Origin of the sequence: Chitinophaga varians (assembly GCF_012641275.1) — a bacterium.
GTDB classification, from domain to species: Bacteria; Bacteroidota; Bacteroidia; order Chitinophagales; family Chitinophagaceae; genus Chitinophaga; species Chitinophaga varians_A.
Map to the genome: position 1 here is coordinate 744,033 of NZ_JABAIA010000004.1, position 21,771 is coordinate 765,803.

Here is a 21,771-nt window from a genome sequence, read left to right on the forward strand (position 1 = left end):
TCATGAACGTTAAGCTACTGATGAATATGAAACTGCATAAATTACTGAATATAACCCTGGCAGCGGCCGTGGCCCTGTCCGGATGCCGCAAGCTGGATGTGGACGTGGAATCCCGTTACACGCCCGGTAACTTCCCCACCAACAACGCTTCCTACGCAGCGGCAGTAGGCGCGGTATATGCCCAGCTGGCCAACTCCAAATCCGGCGACGCCACCTACTTCATGAACGGTACCGGTTTCAGCTACGGCGTGGACTACTGGATGCTGCAGGAACTGAGCACTGACGAAGCCATCATCCCCGCCCGTGACGGTAACTACGACGACGGTGGTAAATACCGCTTCCTGCACCTGCATACCTGGACCGGCAACCTGCCTTTTGTGATCAGCTCGTGGCAATGGGGCTTCGGTGGCATCAATATCGCCAACAACGCGATGAACCTCGTCAAAAGCCTGCCGGATGGTCCACAGAAAAATACTGCTACCGCTGAACTGAAAGCCATGCGCTCTTTGTTCTACTTTTTTATGATGGACTCCTTCGGCAACGTTCCCATCGTAGATACGTACCCGGTGGCCTCCCTGCCGGAAACCAAACCACGTAAGGAAGTTTTCGCCTTCATCGAAAGTTCGCTGAAATCGGCGCTGCCTGATCTGCCCACCAAAGTGGACGGCTCTACCTATGGCCGCGCTACCAAATGGATGGCATTTGCCCTGCTGCAGAAAATGTACCTCAACGCGGAATACTACACCGGTACGCCCCGTTATACAGACGCAGTGGCCATGGCAGACAGTATCCTCATCAACGCGCCCTACACGCTGGACGGCGATTACAGCTCGATCTTCAAACCGGACAACGGTCCGCAGATCCGGGAAACCATCTTCGCCATTCCTTATGACGCCAATCTCATCCCCGGTTGCCACTTTACCCGTTTCGGCCTGCATCCTTTCCTGAAAGCGAAGTTCGACCTGCCGGACGCTTTCGGCCCCAGCGTGGCGCTCAGTACCATCGCCGATTTCTACGCTTTCTTCAACCTGCCCAACGACGTGCGCAACAACACCTGGCTGGCAGGAGGGCAATACAATAAAGATGGCTCAAAAAATATCGTCCGCACCAGCACCAAAACACTCGATGCCTCCTCCCAGGGACCTGACCAGCCTATCGACTGGTGGGTGACCATTACACCGGAAATGAAACTCAAACCCGGCGGCGAAGGAAAACTGGACGTAGGCAACGACCTGCTGGGACAACTCAAAGGCGTTCGCTCTATCAAATTCTATCCCGACAAAAACATCAATACGTCCACCCGCTTCCAGAACAACGATATGCCCGTGTTCCGCCTTTCTGATGTGTTGATGATGAAGGCAGAAGCGATCCTTCGCGGTGCTGCGCCTACAACGGTGAACGGGGAACTGCAAACGGCCGATGTGCTGGTAAATAAAATCCGCAGCCGTGCCGGTACTATACCGGTGGCCGGTATCACGCTCGACGACATGCTCGTGGAACGCGCCCGCGAATTTGCCTGGGAAGGATGGAGAAGAAATGACCTGATCCGCTTCGGTAAATTTGAAGGCCAATGGGGCTTTAAACAGAAAGACAATGATGTGTTCCGCCGCATATTCCCGATCCCGGAAATAGAACTGGCGCTGAACCCTAAACTGACCCGTAACCCGGGATATTAGGCCATTTGATTATTTAATCATTTAGTCATTTAAATATTTAGGGGGCTGTTTATCATAAACGGCCCCCTAAATATTTAAATGACTAAATGATCAAATGTTCCTGGCTTTCCCAAGACCCACACGGTACTTGTCCGGTGTACCGGAAATATGGATATGCATAAAACGGCCCTTTTTGCCTTTGTCCACGCTTTCGATGGCGTCTACCTGGTCAGCGTCCACTTCCTCCCGCTTACGGCCAAATAAAGCCTGAAAACCCACCTGTGTCACCATCCGCATAGGCACGCGGAGGTAATAGTTCATTTGCAGGTCCAGCGACTGTTTGCCAGAAACTTCTATATACCCCAACGAAGAGTTGATGTTCATGTTGGGTATTTCCAGTGTTCCGTTTTTAAAGGTCAGTTTATTCCGCAGGGTGTCAAATCGCACCATGCGCAGGTTTTTGTCCTTGAAATAGGAGGACATGGCCTGCATTGGCCCGAAATCCATCAGTACGCCGTTGTGGATCTCTACGTCCATCTGGGCGGCTGTTTCGCTTAACACGGGCGTCATGTCCGGATGCAGCCGCACATGACTTTTGATATGTCCGGAGAGCCTGCCTTTCAGGTTGTTGTTGAGCACCATGTCCTGCCCGAAGTTGTCAAACTTCAGCAGCATCCTGGTCATGTCCACACTGTCTAGCCGGATACCACTGCGGAAATAGAGTTTGGCGGGGTCGGAGGCATTAAGGACGCCACGCATCCCGATATGGCCGCCGGCCATCCGTACGGAAATGGTGTCTACCTTCACGCGCTGGTCTTTCTGCATATGCACATTGGCCAGTACTTCCTTCATCCACAGCCGTTGATAGCGTATTTTTCCGATGTTGACCTGCGCGTCAAAATTACTAAAGGGGATTTTGAAGATATTGAAGCCTGCGGCATGCAGACTGTCGTTTTCCCGGACGGTAGTGGGTTTGAGCGGTGCTTTGGCCTGTGCGGTATGATCTGCGAAGTCATAGTTCATCAACTCGTCCACATTCAGGTACTGTGATTTGAAGCTGAAGAAATTGTTGCGTTCTTTGCCCTGCCTGTCAGGCCCGGCATACAGCTTGAGGTTCATATCAAAATCAGTGGTGCCTATTTTACCGGTGAGCGTATCTACAACGAGATAGCGGTTGGCGCCATAACGAATTCTCCCCTTGATATTTTCCAGTTGTATCGGATGTTGTTTGAGCGTACCGGAAATATTGGCGATATGGGCGTCTACCCGTTTGAAGACGGTGTCATAACGCATGTTGAGCCTGGCCCTTAACCAGAGTTTTCCTGCTTCTTCATACCAATAGCCCTGTGGGATGAACTTACGCCCGCGCGGGCCGATCAGATCGTTGACGGCGATACGGTCCGACTTCAGGTCGAACGCCAGTTCGGTACGGCCTTTTTTGATTTTGTTGAACCAAAGCGGGTAGTTATTGAGCCTGGCTTTAAAGGCAAAGCCGCTGCTGTCGATATGACCGCTGAAGTTGCGTATCAGCAGGCTGGTATCGTTGATGGTGATGTCTGCGCCGAAATCATGCAGCGCATGCGGATATTGTTTGAAGGCCGCGCCGAGGTTAGTCAGCCGGAAAGTTCCTCTGGGCAAGGGGTTGGGATGCAGCAGTTCTTTGACTGACGTCTCCAGCGCCAGGCCGATATGGAAACCGGAAATCACTTCCTGCCTTAGTACTTTATGGGTACTATCTGCCAGCATCAGTTCCCCGGGATGAATGGCATCCCCGGACGCCCTGAAGGTGATGGCGATGGGCTTCTGTTGCGCGTGGAAGATGGCAGGCAAGTCGCTGACAGACCCACTGGCCTTTATATCGGAGCTGCCTATACGAAAAGCGATGGAATCGAGTTCCAGTCTGCCGTTGCGCAGTTGCGCGTGCAGGTTCATTTTGCGAACGGGCAGGGGATAGTTGGGTATACGGAATTCCAGGTTGCTGACGGTCAGCTCGCTTTGGACGCCTTCTTTCAGTTTGGCCAGCTGTTGTTCAGGAAGATGGATGTCTACCAGTTCCTTGAAGTTCATGTTCAATGCGATCTGTCCCTGCAGCTGTTCCAGGTCTTTGATGCCCAGGAACTCGCCCACAAACTTCAGGTCCAGCTCGGAATATACCTGCATCACGATTTGCGGGTCAGTGAAGTCTTTCATGACGAAATTACCTCTGAAAACACCCTGTCCCGGCCTGGCATTGATGCCAAGAAGGTGCAGCTCGGAAGTTTTCAGCGTATGGGCGTCGCCGTTGGTATAGTACCCTTTGAAGCCCAGTGAATCTACCTTACGGTCGATGTTTTTGTTCTGGAACCATACATTTTCGCAGCCGAAATTGACCCTGATAGCGGGAAGCTCGTTTTTTGAGAGTTTCCCTTTGACGGTGCCGTCGAAAAAGATGCGGCCGTCGCGGCGGTATTTTTCCATCATCGTGGCGATGTCGTTCGGCACCAGCGCAAAGAGGAGGTTCAGGTCTGGCCGGTCGCCTTTAACCTGTAGGTCCAGCCATGTTTCTTTGCCCAGCACGGCGTTGCCGGCCAGCGAGAGACTGGCATTTTCCAGTTTGACGGTACTGGGCGAGAGGAACAGCTGGTTTTTACGGAGGTCGTAGTTGCCTTTCAGGTCCAGCGACACTTTGCGGTTGCGGAACAACGTGCTGTCGGTGCGGCTCGTGAAATCGAACAGCATTTTACTGTCCAGTTCCAGCGCCATGCTATCGCCCTCCATCTTAAAAGAGGTTTTCATTTTATCAATATGGGACACCATTTTCCAGCCGGACACGGCGTCCAGATAAGTCACATCGATATTTTTCAGGATGACCCTTTTCAGGTCGAGGCTCAGTGCCTCTGCGCTGTCGGCGACGGCAGTAGCCACGCTGTCGGACTTAAAGGCATGTGCCTTGATCAGGTCTACTTCGCCATTGGCGGCACGGGCAATATGTACGTTACCGTTAGCCACTACAACGATACGCACCTGGTAGCGCCCCCGCAGAAGGTCTGGGAGACTGAAACCGGCATACAGCCTTTCCACTTCGTACAAAGGTTTCCCGTCCATGCGTTTGTTGGCATAAAAACGAACATGGTGTAAGGCAATGGACATATAGGGGAAATTGCTGAAAGGAGAGATGCTGCTTTTCTCCAGCACCAGTTCACCGGCAAATTGTTTATTCAGCTCGTCAACTGCCAGTTGGGTCAGGCGCTGTTGCTGACTGTACAGAATACCACCTGCGATGCCGGTCAACAGCAACAAGGCAGCCAGCGATATCAGCACCACACGGATGATTTTTTTTCCTGCTTTCATGTTAAAGGCCACTCTGAGGCGTAAAAATATTTAAAATATGCGCGGGGTGTATATGGACGGATGTTGGGGATGTGTTAAAGTTTTGCAGGATAAGTAAAGTTGCTTTATTATTTTTAGCGGTGATGAAAATCTGATCGTATGATGAAAAAATATGCTGCTCTGCTGGCAGCCACCACACTGGCTTTGACGCTGCACGCACAGGAAACGAAGTTGCCAGGCCACGCCGGCAACCCGGTCATACCGGGATGGTATGCCGACCCTGAAGGCATGGTGCTCGGTAAAAAATACTGGATATTCCCCACTTTTTCCGCGCCGTATGAACAACAGGTGTTTTTCGATGCTTTTTCTTCCGATGACCTTGTCCACTGGAAAAAACATCCGCGTATCCTGGATTCTGCCGCCGTCAAATGGGCTAAACGCGCAATGTGGGCGCCCGCTGTGGTCCAAAAAGGGAAACAGTATTTTTTCTTCTTCGGCGCCAACGATATTCAGCATAATGGCGAACGTGGCGGTATAGGCGTGGCCGTAGCCGACAAACCAGAAGGCCCTTACCGTGATTATCTCGGCAAACCGCTGGTAGACAGTATCTTCCATGGCGCTCAACCAATCGACCAGTACGTGTTCAGGGACAAAGACGGGGCTTATTACCTGATCTATGGCGGATGGGGGCACTGTAATATCGCCCGGCTGAAAGATGATTTTACGGGCTTCATACCATTTGCTGATGGTACTGTTTTCCGGGAGATAACACCCGAAAAATACGTGGAAGGACCTACGATGTTTATGAAGAACGGAAAGTATTACTTTATGTGGTCGGAAGGTGGTTGGACCGGCCCGGACTATTGTGTGGCCTATGCTATCGCCGACAGTCCTGTCGGGCCTTTTAAGCGCATCGGTAAAATCCTGGAGCAGGACGAAACCATCGCCAGGGGCGCAGGCCATCACTCGGTGATTCACAATGCCAAACACGACCAGTGGTTTATCGTGTACCACCGCCCACCGCTGGACAAAAAAGGAGCCAACGAAAGGGAAACCTGCATCGATAAAATGGAATTTAATGCAGATGGTACCATCCGCCCGGTAGTGATGACCAAGGAAGGCGTCGCCGCGCTGAAACTCTGAGTGGTCAGGCGCGGGCGCTGTTGCGGTCATTGGTCAGCATCTTGCCGGACGATGGAAAGATGCCGGGGGCGGCAGGCTGGCTTTTTCGGCGATGCTGCACAAATACAATAGTAGCGACAATACCTGTCAGCCCGGCAATGCATACGGTCGCCCGCGGGCCTATCCACTGGGCCATCAGGCCTGTCAGCAGACTGCCGATAGGAATCATGCCCTGGTAGGCCATGATGTAGTAACTGATCGCCCTGGCACGCATGGCCGGAATGGCGTGTGTCTGGATATAAGTATTGATGGCCGAGGTCTGCGCCATCATGCCTACACCGGACAAAGTCATGAATAACAGCGCCAGTGGCAACCAGCCGGCATAGGAGAGCAACACCAGGCTCAAACCAAATATCAGGCTGGAGGTGATCAGTATTTTGACCAGGTCTTTACCGGCCTTTAATTGCGCCATATAAATGGCCGCCGCAATGGAACCCAGCCCGGCAGCACTTTCAAACCAACTGAAAGTCCTAGCGCTGCCGTTAAAAATATCCTTGGCGAAAATAGGCATCAGGGTGTTGAAGGGCATCACCAGCAGACTGCTGGCGGTAAGCATCAGCAATAGGGAGGAAAGGTCCCTGTCATGGGAAATATATTGCCATCCCTCTCTCAGTTCTGCCCAGATACTGCGTTCTGACTTCACGATCACGGGCAGGTCCATCTTCATCATAAACAACGAAATCAATACCGGGACATAGCTGAGAAAGTTACCGGCAAAACAGATATCTTCCCCGAAGGTGCTCAGCACAATGCCTGCCAGCGCCGGACCGGCAATACGGGCGAAGTTGGCCATAGTGGAGTTGAGCGCAATGGCATTAGGAAGGTCCTCCTTGTTTTCTACCATTTCCATCATCAGAGACTGCCGGCAGGTAACATCAAATGCGTTGATAATGCCCTGTACGAGCGACAGGAAAATAATGCCGGGAATATTGTAAAACCGCAACAGGATCATCAGCGCCAGCGCGCCTGCCTGCGCCATCGAAATCACCTGTGTGATGATCATCAGGCGGTAACGGTTATGGCGGTCAATGTAACTGCCTGCATAAGGTGACAGGAAAAGGGAAGGAATAAGGCTGACAAAGCTGACCACACCCAGTAGTACCGCGGAATTGGTTAACCGGTACACCAGCCAGCACGCAGCTGTTTTCTGCATCCAGGTACCTATCAGGGAAATAGATTGTCCGTAAAAAAAGAGCCGGTAGTTCCGGGATTTTAAAGAGCGAAATACATCCATCAAAAATTTATTTATGAAAGCGGGAATGCCAGGCATTCCTTTTAATAATCTGATGGTGCAAATTTCGGTCAGATCGATATATTTGTAAAATAGATTGTTTTAATGATATCCATTGGTAAAAACGATTGATCTATGGAACTCCGGCAACTGGCTTATTTTGTGAAAGCCGCGGAAACAGCCCACTTTACGGAGGCTGCAGCGGCCATGTATATTACACAGTCCACCCTGTCGCAGCAGATCAAGGCCCTGGAAACAGAACTGGGCATGCCGCTGTTTGACCGTGTGGGCAAACACGTGCAGCTCACGGAAGCAGGCAGTGTGTTCCTGCTGCATGCCCGGCAAATACTCCTCGATGTGGAGAAAGGCAAACAGGCGATAGAAGGGCTGCAAAATCTGCTCACCGGCGAGCTGCGTATCGGCGCCACCTATGCTTTTACTTCACTGCTGCTGCCGGCATTGACGTCCTTTCCGGAGAAATATCCTGGCCTGCGCATCTTTGTGCATTATGGCAACACGGAAGAACTGGAAAGGAAGCTGCGGTCGTCTGAACTGGATTTTGTCCTGGCGTTTCATCAGCTGACGCCGGGCAAAGAGTTTGAAAGCCAGGAGCTGTTTATCTCCAAAGTAGTGATGGCAGTCTCTAAAAAGCATCCTATGGCGCAACTGAAGGAGATCAACCTGAAAAGCCTGGACGGGATGGAGATGATCCTGGCCTCTAAAGGCTTTAGTTCCCGCGATTTCCTCAGTGAGGTGCTGGAGAAACACAAAGTGTACCCGGCTGTGAGAATTGAGCTCAATGATGTGCATGCATTGTTGTCCATGCTGGAAGGCGGGCATTGGGTAACGTTGCTGAATGAACGGGCGCTCAACGGCTGGAAAAACCTGGTGGCGGTGCCTATCGCTGGCAAAGCCTTGCTGCGCAAGGCTTATGTGCTCTGGCAGAAAGGGACTTACCGCAAAAAGGCGGCAGACCTCTTCGTGAAGGAGCTGTTAAAAAGCATAGAAAAACAAAAGCAGTAGTCCTTACTGTGCGTCCATCACCTGTAGTGCCCCGTACTTAAAATATTTATCAAAAGTGGTCAGGAAAGTATTGAGACTGGTAAATCCCAGCCGGTCCATAATGGTGGTCACCGGTGTGTTGCGGGTGCTCAGCATTTCAAAAGCTACGGCCATTTTTTCCTGTAATACCAGCTCCGGTATGGTCAGGTGGAACTCCTGCTCAAACGGGCGGCGTAGCAGCGCTTCTTCCACGCCAAATTTCTGTTGCAGCATTTTGTAGGTCAGTGGTTCATCAAGATGGTCCAGGATGTAGCGGAAAATCTCGTACAACTGCTGCCTTTTGGCTTCGTTCATCATAATGGGCGCCGGTGCTATCAGCCGCCGGGTGTAGTTGCCGTAGAAGTCGGCAGCATTGCGGCGAAAGAAACTATAGGCGCTGTTGCCGATGTATTTGGCCCGCAGGATACGGTCACGTATCAGGCGGCTCACAGGGTTTAGGAGGAATGGCGCCTTATGCAGCGGTTCTGTCACATTGGAAACCGGAATGGCAGCCAGTGCGCTCAGCAGGGGAAATTCCCGTGCCAGCTCTTTCAGGGCGTAAGGTTCTATATTGATATGAAAGCTGAGTGGTTGTGAAGAGCCAGGCAGTGGCGGTTCTTCAGCCGCCATAACGTTGAAGAGGCTGACTTCTTTTTCCAGCTGTTGGCGGTTGTTGATAGTGCCCCGCATACTCTCTACGTCGTCGTACGCGTGAAGGGTGATCACCTGGTACTGCGAGTAGTGGCGGAGCTGCACGCCCGGCCGCATCTGAATGCTGTGCACCCAGATAGAGAATTCACCGGCCCTGATGTTCTGATCAAGGATAGAGCCGTCTTTGTCTTCATGGTAATAAAACCGCGCATAGGGGATGAGTTGCCCCTGGAATGCAGCGGGAATGTCCTGGTGCGGCGTAAACGTCGTGTCATCCCTTTCGATGTACAGGATTTTGGTAGTTGATTTCATTTGGAAATGGTTTTGATCAGGACCTATTGCAGCAGCTTCATACTGTCTTCCGCCGGGTGCGCCGGGGCGGGCAGCAGTATGCCGGCCGGAAATGGTTCTCCGCCGGGGCTTGCGATGAATATCTTGTGAATGGCCGGGGAGGTGTCTATCACACCATGGGGACCATAATGGCGGGAGGCAATTGTCTTCAGTCCGGCAAGGGTTACGCTGGAAAAATAGAACTGCTTTTTGCGCCAGGCATCGGCCTCCTGTTCTGTAAAGCGCTGTACGTCAAATGTGCGGGCGCTGTCATTGTAAATGGCCTGTTGGCCCGGCTGCAGCACTATCTGCCGTCTGCCGGCGATCATACGGAGGGAGCCTTCGGTAAGGGATATACGAATATGACGGGGATCTTTGGTATTGACGTGAAAACTGGTGCCCAGTACCTGCACTGTGCTGTTGGGAAGTTGCAGTACAAATGGCTGGTTGGGATTGGCCGCTATCCGGAAGTAGGCTTCGCCCTTCAGGAATGTTTCCCGTACGGCCCTGGTGAAGCTGAAGGGAAACTTCAGTTCTGTGCCGGCATTGAGCCAGATTTCCGTGCCGTCTGCCAGCGTTACTTTATAGTGGCTTGCCTCCGGAACGGTCAGGGTATTGATGCCGGATGGCAGGTTAACGGCAGACTGCAGGGAGAGCATGCCTGCCTGTACGGCCAGTGGCTGCTGATCAATGGTGAGGACGGCCGGTGTGGCGGGCAACTGGTGAACAGTCCCGTCGGCCAGGGCCAGTGTGGCCACCGGCGACGCTGGCAATGATTCCGTATTGGCGGCTACGGTGACGCCATATCGACTATAAGCATACCAGTAAGCCGCAAATACTGCAAGGAATATGCTGACAGCGATGCCCCACCTGAACAGTGGCGGACGCACCGGCCCATCGGTAATGCTATAGGTATTGCGCCAGGGCGCGTGTTCCTGCAATTGCTTGCCGCTTTCAATCGTGTTCCACATTTCACGGGCTTCCGGTACTTCTTCCAGATAAGTGTCCAGTAATGCCTCATCGGCAGCCGAAATAATACCGGCTTTCTTTTCGGTCATTAACTGAAATATGGTCGTAAGATTTTTCATCAATCAATATAACAGAAATATTATCGGGGCGGGGTAGTTCAGAAGCGGATTTTTTCAAGCAGTTGCCGAAGCGTCTTCAGGGCGGAGGCCACGTGTTTTTTGACGGTTTCTTCGCTGATGTCCATCACAGCGGCAATTTCCTTGCGGGTTTTATGTTCCTGGTAGGCCAGCCGGAATACCTGCGACTGTTTCTGGGGCAACAGGTTGATGGCGCCTTCCAGCTGCGCACGCAGCTCATTCTTTTCCAACCGGCTGTCGGGAGTTATGTAGGGAGGATACTGCAGCCAGGAGAGCCGCTTCTTTCGGGTTTCGTCTTTTGAAATCCTGTTCAGGCAACGGTTTTTGATGCTCACAAAAAGAAAATTCTTCAGCGTGGGTATCGTGTTGAGGTCTATTCGCTTATATAAGGCCTGCTGCCAGAAATCGATAAAGAATTCCTGCACCAGCTCCTGGGCCTCTTCCTGGTCCTGGAGTATGGTCATGGCGGTAATCAATAACCACTCACGGTAAAGATGGTAGAAATGGTCAAAAGCTTCTACGCTACCGGTCTGTAGGGCCGCCAGTAATTCAATATCGTCATGATGGACATTCATGCTTTGTATGCAGTTAAGCTGCCGGGGGAGGGTATAAGCCCCGGAAATAGCTGTCCCGCGCTGGTTTTCATCATACAGTGTAATGATTGATTGGGTATCTGTTCCTGGCAAACATAATTTTCAGGTATATTCGATCTGTAACCGTCCGACGGATTTTCCGGAAGATAATGAATTTGTTAATCAATTGTTAATCGTACTTGGATTTACTAAACCGCTAACGAGCTGTTAACAAAAAATATAATAGATTGATATACATGTAGATATAAAAATTTAGAGGACGGAAACGGCCCATGGGAGGGTGGAAAAAAATACACAAATGAACAAAAAGAAATCCCTGTCTTAAAAAAGACAGGGACCAACGATTTTTATCACGGGAAGATTACTTTTTAGGCTTGCGTTTTTTAGGCTTACCATATTTCAGCATCATTTTATCCTTATGGCTGATCTTACGGTTCGTCTTCATATTTTTAGCCAGCTTCTGGTGGAAAGCGGGGCCGGCATCTTCGCGCTTGGGCGCCTTCACCAGCGTATTGCGCATAAATACTTTGGGTTTCTCATCTTCGGTCAGTACATCAGAAATCACCAGGTCTTCGGGTAAGGGCCTTTCGGGGATGCTATAGTTCATCAACCCCTCAATGGCAGCCAGTTCTTCTGTCTCCTGGTCTTTGGTCAGCAGAATGGCAATCCCCTTTTTATCTGCACGGCCGGTCCTCCCGATACGATGAATATAATTTTCCGGTACCTCCGGCGTGTCAAAGTTGATCACATGGCTTACCTCTGCAATGTCCAGTCCTCGGGCAATGATATCTGTCGCAATCAGGAAACGGTAAGCGCCTGCCTGGAACTGGTTTACGGTATTAAAACGATGGTTTTGTTCTTTATTGGAATGAATAACGCCCACTTTGTCCGGGAACTTGGCCTGTAACTGCTCATACAGGTCGTCTGCCAGTTTTTTCGTGCCCGCAAAAATGAGGGTTTTGACCATGGTCTCGTCCCGGGTGATGAGCAACTCCAGCAGATTGACCTTGGTATTGAAATTTGGCACCCGGTACAGCACCTGGTCAATGTTTTCCAGCGGCGTGCCTGTAGGTGCCGCTTCTATCATAACAGGATTGTTGAAATGCGTTTGTATCATCGCTTCCACCTCTTCTGTGATAGTGGCGGAGAACATCAGGTTTTGCCGGCGTTGCGGCAGCAGGTCCATAATGTTGGTCAGCTGCATCCGGAAACCCAGGTTCAGCATTTCATCTACTTCATCGATGATCAGTTTTTTGATGGACTTCACTTTGAGCGCGCCACTGAGAATAATATCGTATAGGCGTCCGGGTGTGGCCACCAGTATATCGACTTTGTCCTGCACCGCTGCCATCTGCGGATTCATGTTCACCCCGCCATATACGCCCATTACCTCCACACTCATATAAGTGGTCAGTTTTTTTATGGATTCCACTACCTGTACCACCAGCTCACGGGTAGGCACCATAATGAGCACCTGCGGATGTTTCTCTTTGGTAAACTTAAACTGCCGCAGCGTAGGCAGCAGGTAAGCAAAGGTTTTACCCGTACCGGTCTGGGCAATACCGCAAACATCCTGTCCGGACATGATCACGGAAAAGGCCCGTTGCTGTATGGTAGTAGGCTTTACAAAGCCCAGCTCGTCGAGTGCATTGCGTAAAGGTGTGTTCAGATTTAAATCCCCAAATGTCATGTTTCTACAAAATATGAACGGCGAAGGTAAACAATATTTTTGGCCTGTGGCTGTAAAGGCCCATTCCGCATGATTCCTGACAGCTTTTCGTTACATTTAAGCCAGCAAAATATTATTGGTATGAAGGATATACATGTTCAGGCAATACGCGTGCACGCCTACGGCGGATCAGATCAATTGCGCCTGGAAGAGGTGCCGGTACCGGCGCCGGGACCAGGGGAGGTGTTAATCAACATAGTGGCCAGCGGGGTTAATCCCATCGACTGGAAAATCAGGGAGGGCATGATGCAAAAACCATTGCCCTATATCCCGGGAGTGGAAGCTTCGGGTGTGGTAGTGGCCCTCGGCGAAGGGGTGACCGACAAGAAAGTGGGCCAGGCCGTATACGGCGCGGTAGACGGTTCCTACGCCGCCTGCGCGGTAGTGCCTTCGGAACAGTTGTTCCCCAAGCCCATGCATTTGTCCTTCGAGGAAGCTGCTGCCTGCGGTGGCGCTAAAACCGCCTGGGGCGCACTTTTCGATGTGGGCAAACTTACCAAAGGCCAACGGGTGCTTATTCATGCCGGCGCTGGAGGGGTAGGGCATTTCGCCGTGCAATTGGCATATCATGCCGGCGCGTACGTGATCGCCACCAGTTCAGCCGAAAATGCTGAATTCGTGAAATCCCTCGGTGCTTCTGAAGTGATTGACTACACGGCGGCGCCTTTTGAAACACAGGTCGCTGCCGTTGATGTGGTACTGGACACTGTCGGCGGTGACACACTTGACCGCTCCTATCAGCTGGTCAAACCCGGTGGTATGCTCTTATGCCTTGTGCAACAACCGTCGCAGGAAAAGGCCGCAGCAGCCGGTATCCGCGCGGTATGGGCAGGAACTAAAACACTGCATGCCATGCAGGAAGTGGCTAAATTGCTGGACAAAGACCTCATCAGGCCTTACGTCCGGAAAGTGTTTGTACCGTTGTCCAGCGCCGCTGCAGCACAGGACTATAGCCAGTTAGGCGGGCCGGGAAGAGGAAAGATCGTGTTGAAGATAGAGGAATAATCACTGCGCCCCATTCACCTCCTGCGCATCCGCCGCCGACCCGAATATCGTTTTCCGGTGTGCTGTGCCCCATGTATATAAAGCGTCAATCACCGGATTGAGCGTGTCGGCATAAGGCGTTAAGGTATATTCCACGCTCACGGGCTGACTGTCAAATACGCTGCGTTTGACCAGCTTATGTGCTTCCAGGTCTTTCAGCTCTTTGGACAATACTTTGGAGGTGATTTTCGGTATGTTCCTTTCGATGTCCCGGAAGCGTTTATGTCCCCGGGAAATGGCAATAATGATCGGTAATTTCCACTTGCCGTTGATCACGTCCAGCGCGTCCCGTACCGGCATGATCACGCCCAGGCAATCTTTGTGGTCTCCCGTTTCCATACATTTTTCTTTCGCTGTTAGGGCGAGGGGATGTTCTGCTGTTATATCTGCTCCCATACGATTTTTATATTTAGATATTTTTTTATGATTTAAATATTTATTATACATAATTGTTTGATGAATAAATATCTAAATGACAAAATGCTCAAATAAAGTCGGTAACTTTTTGTATAGCACTATCCTAAAGGTAACTGCTTACTTTTGGATAGCAAATATATTAACTTTGCAGGAGTTTCTTAAAATAAAGATGAATAAGATGAAAGTAGAAATATGGTCAGACATCATGTGCCCCTTTTGTTATATTGGCAAACGCAAATTTGAGGCGGCTTTGGACAAGTTCCCTGAAAAAGACAAGATAGAAGTAGAGTGGAAGAGCTTTCAGCTCAACCCCGACCTGAAATCCACGCCGGGAACAAATGTCTATGATTACCTGGCGGAACATAAAGGCATCTCCCGGGACCAATCCGTAAGAATGCACCAGCAGGTAACCCAGTCGGCCAGTGAAGTGGGACTGACCTATAACTTCGACAAGGCGGTGGTGGCCAACTCCTTCGATGCTCACCGGTTGATACAAATGGCAAAGGCTCAGAAACTGGGTGATGCGGCAGAAGAAAAACTCTTTATCGCTTATTTCACGGAAGGAAAAAATATCGCGGACCATGAAGTGCTGACAGACATCGGTGCGTCAATAGGCCTGGACCGCAAAGCGGTGGTGGATATGCTGGCGTCCGGCGAGTTTGCCGGCGAGGTAAACCTGGATGTGCGGGAAGCGGAACAGCTCGGCGCCCGTGGCGTGCCTTTCTTTGTACTGGACCGCAAATACGGCGTATCTGGCGCACAGCCGTCAGAAGCCTTTACACAAGCGCTTACGCAGGCGTTTGGCGAATGGCGCAAAACACAGCCACTCACAACGCTGGAAACAACGGAAGGGCCTTCCTGCGCACTGGACGGGACTTGTGATTAAGATCAGACCGGAGATGACATTATCTTATTAGCTTTGTTGTTCAAACTATCTGATTTATGTCGCTCCTTAAAAGGATCAACCCTTTCTCCAAACAAAATGACGAGACCGGCTTCGGTACCAATCCCAATGGTTACGGAGGCCGGTTCATTAACCGCGACGGCACCTTTAATATCCGCCGCGAAGGCCGCCCGTTCTGGGACCGGTTTAGCGTCTATCACACACTGCTCAACCTTCCGGCCTGGAAATTCACCTGCGTGATCCTCCTGTTTTATTTCTCGATCAATCTGTTGTACACCGGTATCTATTGGATGCTGGGGGTAGACCAGTTCCAGGGCATCATCGGGCAAACTCCCTGGATGCGATTAAAAGAGATTTTTTTCTTCAGCACGGAAACCTTTACCACAGTAGGTTATGGCAGGGTAAATCCCATTGGCGACGGTGCCAATATGGTGGCGGCCATCGAAGCCATGTCGGGCTTTCTCTCCTTTGCGGTGGCCACCGGTCTCATGTATGGCCGTTTCTCGAGGCCAAGGGCGCACCTCGTATTCAGTGACAATGCGCTGATCGGCCCCTATAAAGACATGACCGGCCTGATGTTCCGCTTCGCCTCCTATAAAGACAACCATACGCTCACCAATGTGGACGTAACAGTAACGATCGGTCTGCAGGTAATGGAGAACGGTACACCGGTATACAAATTCTACTCCCTGCCGCTGGAAAGAGGAAAAATAGAGAGCCTTTCCATGAACTGGACCGTCGTACATCCCATCGATGAAAACAGCCCGTTGCTGGGCTTTACCGCAGAAGACATGCGTAACGCTGACGTGGAGATTTATGTGCTGGTAAAAGGCTTTAACGATGTATACGCCAACACGGTATTGCAACGTACTTCCTACACCTATGAGGAGATACAGTTCAACCGCAAGTTTATTCCCATGTACCGGGAAAGTGAAAACGGCAGGACCACCATTCTGGAATTACACATGCTTAATAAATCCAGGGAAACAAACTGATTTACAGATTTTTTGATTTTGCGAATAAAAGCGAAGACCAAAGCGGTATCAGCTACCTGCTTTGGTCTTCGCTTTTATCAGTTTGGGAAATCAAAAAATCCCTAAATTTTTCTCCGGGAAATCATCAGCAGGCCGATATACGTAAAGGCGCCGTTAATGATCAGCAGTTCCAGTCCAATCTGGAACTGTTTGAACAGCACGGATTGATTGGTGTCCACCACGTAGCAGAGCAGTGGCGCCACCACACAAACGATCGGCACCAGGCGGTCGTTGACGGTCCGTTTGCTCAGGATGCCAAAGGCGAAGAGGCCAAGCAGCGGCCCGTAGGTATAAGTGGCCACTTTCAGGATCACGCCGATCATACTGGGGTTGTTCACCCATTCAAATACCATGACAAACAGCAGGAAGATAAATGCCATCATCAGGTGGATACGCTGACGTACCTTCTTTTTTCTGGCTTCGTCCCAGTCGCTGCGACGTTGTATGTCCAGGATGTCTATGCAGATAGATGAGGTGAGGGCCGTCATGGCGCCGTCAGCGCTGGGGAACAGCGCAGAGATCAGCGCAATGATGAAGATCACGGAGATCACCGGAGGCATGTGGCGCAGGGCCAGTTCAGGGAACAACGCATCGCCGCTGGCAGATACCTGTACTTGTGAGCCGTAGAGGTTCAACAGCCCCCCCAGGAACAGGAACAGGCCAATCACCACTAACATGATAAATGCCAGGGACACCATGTTTTTCTGGGAGTCGCGCAGGGTTTTAACAGAAATGTTTTTCTGCATCATCTCCTGGTCAAGGCCGGTCATGGTTATGGTGATAAACGCTCCGGCCAATATCTGTTTGACAAAAAACAGCTTGCTGTTGGGATCAAATTCGAAAATACGGGTAAGCCCTTTTTCCTGCATGGCGCTGATACTCTGGCCCATGTCCATGTGCATGGCATGCAGGATGTAAAATACGCAGATGATCAGGCCTGCCAGCATACAGGTGGTCTGCAGGGTGTCGGTATACACGATCGTCTTCACGCCGCCTTCATAGGTATATACCAGGATCATAAAGAGAATGATGAGGGTAGTAAGCCAGAAGGGGACCCCAAAGCTGGACAGGATGGCGTCTTGCAGGATACGCACCACCAGGTACAGCCGGGCGGTTGCCCCCAACGTACGTGACAGGATAAAGAAAGATGCCCCTGTTTTGTACGACATCACCCCAAAGCGCGTGTTCAGGTAGTTGTAAATGGAAGTCAGTTGCAGCCGGTAATAAAGCGGTATCAACACATAGGCAATGGTGATGTACCCGATAAAGTAACCCAGCGTGATCTGGAAATAGGTAAAGGCGTCTTTGCCAACCGCCCCCGGAACACTGACAAACGTAACACCGCTCAAAGAGGTGCCAATCATCCCGAACGCTACCAGCATCCAGTTACTGTTGCGGTTTCCGATAAAAAAGGAGTCATTGTTAGACCCACGGCCGGTGTACCAGGCGACAATCAGTAAAATAACAAAGTAAGCAACGACGAACGAAAATAATAATCCTGGTGACATAAATGAGTTTTAATCAAGACCGCACACAATATACAGTGCTAAATCACAAATATAACATCTTACCCTATTGAGTGTATGTATGTTGCAGGGGTGTTTTTTACACTATTAACCTTTGTTATGATTATTTGCTTTTGTCAAACAAAATAGTTGACTATGTCAAGTATTTTCGTATTTTTGGTTGAAATACAAATTTCTATGTCACCCAATGATACACTGATAGCGGATGTTCGCCATTTTAACCGCTTTTATACAGGCGTAGTGGGCCTGTTGGACCAGCACATCCTGGAAACCAAATATTCGCTTTCGGAAGTGCGGGTGTTATATGAGATCGGGGAGCAGGAAAAATGCACCTCCGGTCAATTGATCGCTGTGATGAAGATAGACGGGGGATACCTCAGTCGTATCCTGAAGAAATTTGAAACCGCCGGATTGATCACCCGGCAGCAGTCGCCCGCCGACGGCCGTACCTTCTTCCTGCAACTCACCGCTAAAGGAAGGAAAATGATGACCGGCCTCAATGAAAGATCATCGGAACAGATCCGTCAGATACTGGAACCACTGGAAATGTCCCAACGGCAACAGGTCACCGGCGCCATGAAAACCATCGAAACTGTCTTGTCAGGCAACAGCGCCGCGGCGCCAACTTCGGATATCCGTATCCGTTACGATCTGCAACCAGGCGATATCGGATACCTGATATACCTGCATGGAGAACTGTACGCGAAGGAGTGTGGCTATAACTTTGAATTTGAATCCTATGTGTGCAAAACGTTCCAGGATTTTCTCACCACCTACAACACCAACAAAGACAGGGTGTTTCTGGCCGTTGCGGACAACCGGATCGTGGGAGCGGTGGCCATACTGGGCTCTTCCCGTTACCTGGCCCAGCTGCGCTGGTTCATTGTGCATCCCGATTACCGGGGACGCGGACTGGGAAAACGCCTTTTTGCAGAAGCCATCGCCTTCTGCCGGGAGAAAAATTATCAGAACGTATATCTGATGACCACCAGCCTGCAAAACACTGCCATCGACATCTATAAAAAGGCAGGCTTCCGGAAAACGGGAGAGAAGTTCCTGCAGCTGTGGGGCCAGCAACAGTATGAACAACGGTATGATATGGACCTTACCCAATAGATATTTACAAATTACAAATTACGAATTACGAATTACGAATTACGAATGGAGGACCTCCTTATCGGTAGGTTACTAACTAACCTTTCCATTAAAGGATCCTCCATTCGTAATTCGTAATTCGTAATTTTTTAGGGATTATATAAACGTAGCAAAACTATCTGTCCCAAATGGTAGGCATCGTGTTCTGCGAGGCCCTGTAAATAATAAACGGCTTTTTTATCGGTGCCTGGAAAGGTATCAAACAGGGCTGCTTCCGGGAACTTACGGATAGTGGCGGCTATCTGGTCAAATGAGTGCTCCAGCCGGTGAATGGTGGCCTGCCAGTTTTCCTCCCCATGGTTTTCCGGCATATAAAAGTCCGGAAGGTCTCCGTCTTTTTCCGGCGGTTCGTTATGCATATACCGCTCTACCCGCTGATGCCAGAAGATAACATGGTTCACGATCTGCCAGATGTTATTGGAGCCGTTCAGGCTTTTTACGGCCTGACGTGCGTCTATCCGGGAAAGATGTTCCCTGAAAGTTACATCCAGCCAGGGTTTCCCATTGTATAACGCTTCTATGGAAGAAGCGAGGTGTTCTGTAAGCTGCATAATTCGTAATTTAACTTATTTGTCGGTATTTTTAAAGTAAAACCCAAACGTTATGAACCAAGTGGATCTGGAAACGAACAAGAACGAAGATGCCATGAGACTGGCCATCAGCACTATGAAACAGCGCCTCGGCACCATCGAACAGGGCGGCGGGAAAAAAAGCCTGGAGAAGGTCCGCCAACGGGGCAAGCTGACGGCCAGGGAACGGATTCAATATCTGATAGACAAAGACACTCCTTTTATTGAAATCGGCGCCTTTGCTGCCTATGAGATGTACCCCGAATACGGCGGTTGCCCCGCTGCCGGCACAGTTGGCGGCATCGGTTACGTAAGCGGCCGCCAGTGTATGATCGTGGCCAACGACATGACAGTAAAAGCCGGCGCCTGGTTTCCCATGACGGGCAAAAAGAACCTGCGCTTACAGGAAATAGCCATGGAGAACCATCTCCCGGTCATCTACCTGGTAGACAGCGCCGGCGTGTTCCTGCCCATGCAGGATGAAATATTCCCTGACAAGGAACACTTTGGCCGCATCTTCCGTAACAACGCCCGCATGAGCGCCATGGGCATCACCCAGATAGCGGCCGTAATGGGCAGTTGTGTGGCGGGCGGCGCCTATCTCCCCATTATGAGCGATGAAGTGCTGATGGTGGAAGGCAACGGCTCTATCTTTCTCGCCGGCCCGTACCTTGTAAAGGCGGCTATCGGTGAAGACGTAGATGCGGAAACGTTAGGTGGCGCTGTTACCCATACCGAAATCTCCGGTATCGCCGATTACAAATTCAAAACAGACGAAGAATGCCTCGATCAGATAAAACGGATCGTCAGCAAAATAGGGCAGGGGCCCACTGCCGGATTTGACCGCATCGCGCCGGTGGCGCCGGCACAGCCCGAAGCAGAACTGCACGCCGTGCTGCCGTCAGACAGTTCCCGTCCGTATGACATGCTCGACATCATCCGCCGCATCGTGGACGATTCCGCTTTTGATCAATACAAACAGGACTATGGTAAAAGCATCCTTTGCGGTTACGCCCGCATCGACGGCTGGGCGGTAGGCATCGTGGCCAACCAGCGTAAAATAGTGAAGAGCCGCAAAGGCGAATTACAGATGGGCGGCGTTATCTACAACGACAGCGCCGACAAGGCTGCCCGCTTCATCATGAACTGCAACCAGAAAAAAATACCGCTGGTGTTCCTGCAGGACGTAACCGGCTTCATGGTCGGCAGCCGCAGCGAACATGCCGGCATCATCAAAGACGGCGCTAAACTGGTCAACGCGGTGTCCAATTCCGTGGTGCCCAAAATCACCATCATCATCGGTAATTCCTACGGCGCGGGCAACTACGCCATGTGTGGCAAGGCCTATGATCCCCGTTTTATCTTTGCATGGCCTTCTGCTAAAATTGCGGTGATGGGCGGTGAACAGGCGGCTAAAACATTATTGCAGATCCAGGTGGCCTCCCTCAAAGCAAAAGGACAGGAAATCACCCCGGACGAAGAAGCCCGCCTGCTCAAGGAAATCACGGACAAATACAACAGTCAGACCACTCCCTACTACGCCGCTGCCCGCCTTTGGGTGGATGATATCATCGATCCCGCTGATACGCGCAGGCATGTGTCAGAATGTATCAAAGCAGCCAACAACGCACCCGTGGAACAGCCGTTTAACGTAGGAGTATTTCAGGTCTGATTATTTTATCTTTTAGTTATTTTGATATTTAGTTGACTGCCTTCCTTCTAAAGAGGTCAACTAAATATCAAAATAACTAAATGTCAAAATTTATAAATGAGCGTTATATTTGCGCGCTATGGCAGAATTGCAGATATATACGGATGGCGCCTCCCGCGGCAATCCCGGGCCCGGTGGCTACGGTGTGGTATTATTATGGGGAAGTGTGCGCAAGGAATTATCACAGGGATACCGTAAAACAACGAACAACAGGATGGAGCTGCTGGCGGTGATCACCGCACTCGAGGCGTTAAAGAAAGAAGGACTGGAAATGACCATTTTTACAGACAGTAAATATGTAGTGGACAGTATCGAAAAAGGCTGGATATGGGGCTGGGTAAAAACCGGTTTTAAAGATAAAAAGAACAAAGACCTGTGGATGCGTTTCATTCCGCTCTACAGAAGACATAAAGTCAAAATGCAATGGGTGAAAGGCCATGCCAGCAACCCGCTCAACAACCGTTGCGATGAACTGGCCACACAGGCCGCCGATAGCGGCAACTGGCTGATAGACCAGGGCTTCGAAAGCGGAAATTAACCATCGCCGAACCAACTGACGGCCCGGATTGTAATATAAACGGAAA

18 protein-coding genes are annotated in these 21,771 nt (G+C 50.7%); 9 read left to right on the forward strand and 9 right to left on the reverse strand.

The features are described 5' to 3' along the window. Window positions 1–2: 2 nt before the first annotated feature. A complete protein-coding gene (locus tag HGH92_RS32425) occupies window positions 3–1,676 on the forward strand; it encodes a RagB/SusD family nutrient uptake outer membrane protein (protein ID WP_247655108.1) in 1,674 nt (557 codons plus the stop codon). A 90-nt stretch (window positions 1,677–1,766) separates the two neighbouring features. On the opposite strand, the gene HGH92_RS32430 is transcribed toward HGH92_RS32425, so the two are convergent. Then, a complete protein-coding gene (locus tag HGH92_RS32430; protein ID WP_168874992.1) occupies window positions 1,767–4,985 on the reverse strand; it encodes an AsmA-like C-terminal region-containing protein in 3,219 nt (1,072 codons plus the stop codon). Window positions 4,986–5,123: 138 nt separating this feature from the next. Between HGH92_RS32430 and HGH92_RS32435 the strand changes: the two genes are divergently transcribed. After that, entirely contained in the window at window positions 5,124–6,107 is a 984-nt protein-coding gene (locus tag HGH92_RS32435; protein ID WP_168874993.1) for a glycoside hydrolase family 43 protein, read from the forward strand. A gap of 4 nt (window positions 6,108–6,111) precedes the next feature. Here the strand turns inward: HGH92_RS32435 and HGH92_RS32440 are convergent, their stop codons facing one another. Further along, complete coding sequence (locus tag HGH92_RS32440) at window positions 6,112–7,380, reverse strand: MFS transporter (RefSeq protein WP_168874994.1); 1,269 nt, start codon at window positions 7,378–7,380, stop codon at window positions 6,112–6,114. 132 nt (window positions 7,381–7,512) lie between these two features. Between HGH92_RS32440 and HGH92_RS32445 the strand changes: the two genes are divergently transcribed. After that, complete coding sequence (locus tag HGH92_RS32445; RefSeq protein WP_168874995.1) at window positions 7,513–8,400, forward strand: LysR substrate-binding domain-containing protein; 888 nt, start codon at window positions 7,513–7,515, stop codon at window positions 8,398–8,400. Between the two features lie 3 nt (window positions 8,401–8,403). Here HGH92_RS32445 and HGH92_RS32450 read toward each other — a convergent pair whose 3' ends face one another. The 4 genes from HGH92_RS32450 to HGH92_RS32465 all read right to left on the reverse strand — a co-directional run bounded on the left by HGH92_RS32450 (window position 8,404) and on the right by HGH92_RS32465 (window position 12,788). Continuing rightward, window positions 8,404–9,381, reverse strand: a complete 978-nt coding sequence (locus HGH92_RS32450; RefSeq protein WP_168874996.1) for a helix-turn-helix domain-containing protein — start codon at window positions 9,379–9,381, stop codon at window positions 8,404–8,406. A gap of 23 nt (window positions 9,382–9,404) precedes the next feature. Further along, entirely contained in the window at window positions 9,405–10,457 is a 1,053-nt protein-coding gene (locus HGH92_RS32455) for a FecR family protein (protein ID WP_168874997.1), read from the reverse strand. Between the two features lie 68 nt (window positions 10,458–10,525). Further along, window positions 10,526–11,080 carry an RNA polymerase sigma factor gene (locus HGH92_RS32460; RefSeq protein WP_168874998.1) on the reverse strand — a complete coding sequence of 185 codons (555 nt, stop codon included), beginning with the start codon at window positions 11,078–11,080 and terminating at the stop codon, window positions 10,526–10,528. Window positions 11,081–11,459: 379 nt separating this feature from the next. After that, window positions 11,460–12,788 carry a DEAD/DEAH box helicase gene (locus HGH92_RS32465; RefSeq protein WP_168874999.1) on the reverse strand — a complete coding sequence of 443 codons (1,329 nt, stop codon included), beginning with the start codon at window positions 12,786–12,788 and terminating at the stop codon, window positions 11,460–11,462. A gap of 120 nt (window positions 12,789–12,908) precedes the next feature. Here HGH92_RS32465 and HGH92_RS32470 point away from each other — a divergent pair, with 120 nt between their 5' ends. After that, on the forward strand, window positions 12,909–13,832 hold the full coding sequence (locus HGH92_RS32470) for an NADP-dependent oxidoreductase (RefSeq protein ID WP_168875000.1): 924 nt from the start codon (window positions 12,909–12,911) through the stop codon (window positions 13,830–13,832). On the opposite strand, the gene HGH92_RS32475 is transcribed toward HGH92_RS32470, so the two are convergent. After that, on the reverse strand, window positions 13,833–14,267 hold the full coding sequence (locus HGH92_RS32475; protein WP_247655109.1) for a winged helix-turn-helix transcriptional regulator: 435 nt from the start codon (window positions 14,265–14,267) through the stop codon (window positions 13,833–13,835). A gap of 199 nt (window positions 14,268–14,466) precedes the next feature. On the opposite strand from HGH92_RS32475, the gene HGH92_RS32480 reads away from it, so the two are divergent. Together HGH92_RS32480 and HGH92_RS32485 are read left to right on the forward strand one after the other, a co-directional pair. Then, window positions 14,467–15,174, forward strand: coding sequence for a DsbA family oxidoreductase (locus HGH92_RS32480; RefSeq protein ID WP_168875001.1), 708 nt, complete (start codon window positions 14,467–14,469; stop codon window positions 15,172–15,174). Window positions 15,175–15,230: 56 nt separating this feature from the next. After that, entirely contained in the window at window positions 15,231–16,187 is a 957-nt protein-coding gene (locus HGH92_RS32485) for an ion channel (protein WP_168875002.1), read from the forward strand. A gap of 101 nt (window positions 16,188–16,288) precedes the next feature. Here HGH92_RS32485 and HGH92_RS32490 read toward each other — a convergent pair whose 3' ends face one another. Continuing rightward, the gene (locus HGH92_RS32490; protein ID WP_168875003.1) at window positions 16,289–17,734 is read right to left on the reverse strand and encodes a sodium:solute symporter; all 1,446 of its coding nucleotides are present in this window, start codon (window positions 17,732–17,734) and stop codon (window positions 16,289–16,291) included. A gap of 195 nt (window positions 17,735–17,929) precedes the next feature. Here HGH92_RS32490 and HGH92_RS32495 point away from each other — a divergent pair, with 195 nt between their 5' ends. Continuing rightward, window positions 17,930–18,868: a bifunctional helix-turn-helix transcriptional regulator/GNAT family N-acetyltransferase gene (locus HGH92_RS32495; protein ID WP_168875004.1), complete on the forward strand. Its 939-nt coding sequence runs from the start codon at window positions 17,930–17,932 to the stop codon at window positions 18,866–18,868. A 128-nt stretch (window positions 18,869–18,996) separates the two neighbouring features. On the opposite strand, the gene HGH92_RS32500 is transcribed toward HGH92_RS32495, so the two are convergent. Further along, window positions 18,997–19,458 (reverse strand): DinB family protein, encoded by a 462-nt coding sequence (locus HGH92_RS32500; RefSeq protein ID WP_168875005.1) that lies wholly within the window; start codon window positions 19,456–19,458, stop codon window positions 18,997–18,999. Between the two features lie 52 nt (window positions 19,459–19,510). Here HGH92_RS32500 and HGH92_RS32505 point away from each other — a divergent pair, with 52 nt between their 5' ends. Beyond that, a complete protein-coding gene (locus HGH92_RS32505; RefSeq protein ID WP_211092813.1) occupies window positions 19,511–21,148 on the forward strand; it encodes an acyl-CoA carboxylase subunit beta in 1,638 nt (545 codons plus the stop codon). Between the two features lie 118 nt (window positions 21,149–21,266). Then, window positions 21,267–21,725, forward strand: a complete 459-nt coding sequence (gene rnhA, locus HGH92_RS32510; protein WP_168875006.1) for a ribonuclease HI — start codon at window positions 21,267–21,269, stop codon at window positions 21,723–21,725. Window positions 21,726–21,771: the final 46 nt, after the last annotated feature.

What these genes read in the sequence shown, in the direction of transcription:
- HGH92_RS32425 (WP_247655108.1), top strand. Translation starts at nt 3, where the DNA reads ATGAACGTTAAGCTACTGATGAATATGAAACTGCATAAATTACTGAAT.
- HGH92_RS32430 (WP_168874992.1), bottom strand. Translation starts at nt 4,985, where the DNA reads ATGAAAGCAGGAAAAAAAATCATCCGTGTGGTGCTGATATCGCTGGCT.
- HGH92_RS32435 (WP_168874993.1), top strand. Translation starts at nt 5,124, where the DNA reads ATGATGAAAAAATATGCTGCTCTGCTGGCAGCCACCACACTGGCTTTG.
- HGH92_RS32440 (WP_168874994.1), bottom strand. Translation starts at nt 7,380, where the DNA reads ATGGATGTATTTCGCTCTTTAAAATCCCGGAACTACCGGCTCTTTTTT.
- HGH92_RS32445 (WP_168874995.1), top strand. Translation starts at nt 7,513, where the DNA reads ATGGAACTCCGGCAACTGGCTTATTTTGTGAAAGCCGCGGAAACAGCC.
- HGH92_RS32450 (WP_168874996.1), bottom strand. Translation starts at nt 9,381, where the DNA reads ATGAAATCAACTACCAAAATCCTGTACATCGAAAGGGATGACACGACG.
- HGH92_RS32455 (WP_168874997.1), bottom strand. Translation starts at nt 10,457, where the DNA reads ATGACCGAAAAGAAAGCCGGTATTATTTCGGCTGCCGATGAGGCATTA.
- HGH92_RS32460 (WP_168874998.1), bottom strand. Translation starts at nt 11,080, where the DNA reads ATGAATGTCCATCATGACGATATTGAATTACTGGCGGCCCTACAGACC.
- HGH92_RS32465 (WP_168874999.1), bottom strand. Translation starts at nt 12,788, where the DNA reads ATGACATTTGGGGATTTAAATCTGAACACACCTTTACGCAATGCACTC.
- HGH92_RS32470 (WP_168875000.1), top strand. Translation starts at nt 12,909, where the DNA reads ATGAAGGATATACATGTTCAGGCAATACGCGTGCACGCCTACGGCGGA.
- HGH92_RS32475 (WP_247655109.1), bottom strand. Translation starts at nt 14,267, where the DNA reads ATGGGAGCAGATATAACAGCAGAACATCCCCTCGCCCTAACAGCGAAA.
- HGH92_RS32480 (WP_168875001.1), top strand. Translation starts at nt 14,467, where the DNA reads ATGAAAGTAGAAATATGGTCAGACATCATGTGCCCCTTTTGTTATATT.
- HGH92_RS32485 (WP_168875002.1), top strand. Translation starts at nt 15,231, where the DNA reads ATGTCGCTCCTTAAAAGGATCAACCCTTTCTCCAAACAAAATGACGAG.
- HGH92_RS32490 (WP_168875003.1), bottom strand. Translation starts at nt 17,734, where the DNA reads ATGTCACCAGGATTATTATTTTCGTTCGTCGTTGCTTACTTTGTTATT.
- HGH92_RS32495 (WP_168875004.1), top strand. Translation starts at nt 17,930, where the DNA reads ATGTCACCCAATGATACACTGATAGCGGATGTTCGCCATTTTAACCGC.
- HGH92_RS32500 (WP_168875005.1), bottom strand. Translation starts at nt 19,458, where the DNA reads ATGCAGCTTACAGAACACCTCGCTTCTTCCATAGAAGCGTTATACAAT.
- HGH92_RS32505 (WP_211092813.1), top strand. Translation starts at nt 19,511, where the DNA reads ATGAACCAAGTGGATCTGGAAACGAACAAGAACGAAGATGCCATGAGA.
- rnhA (WP_168875006.1), top strand. Translation starts at nt 21,267, where the DNA reads ATGGCAGAATTGCAGATATATACGGATGGCGCCTCCCGCGGCAATCCC.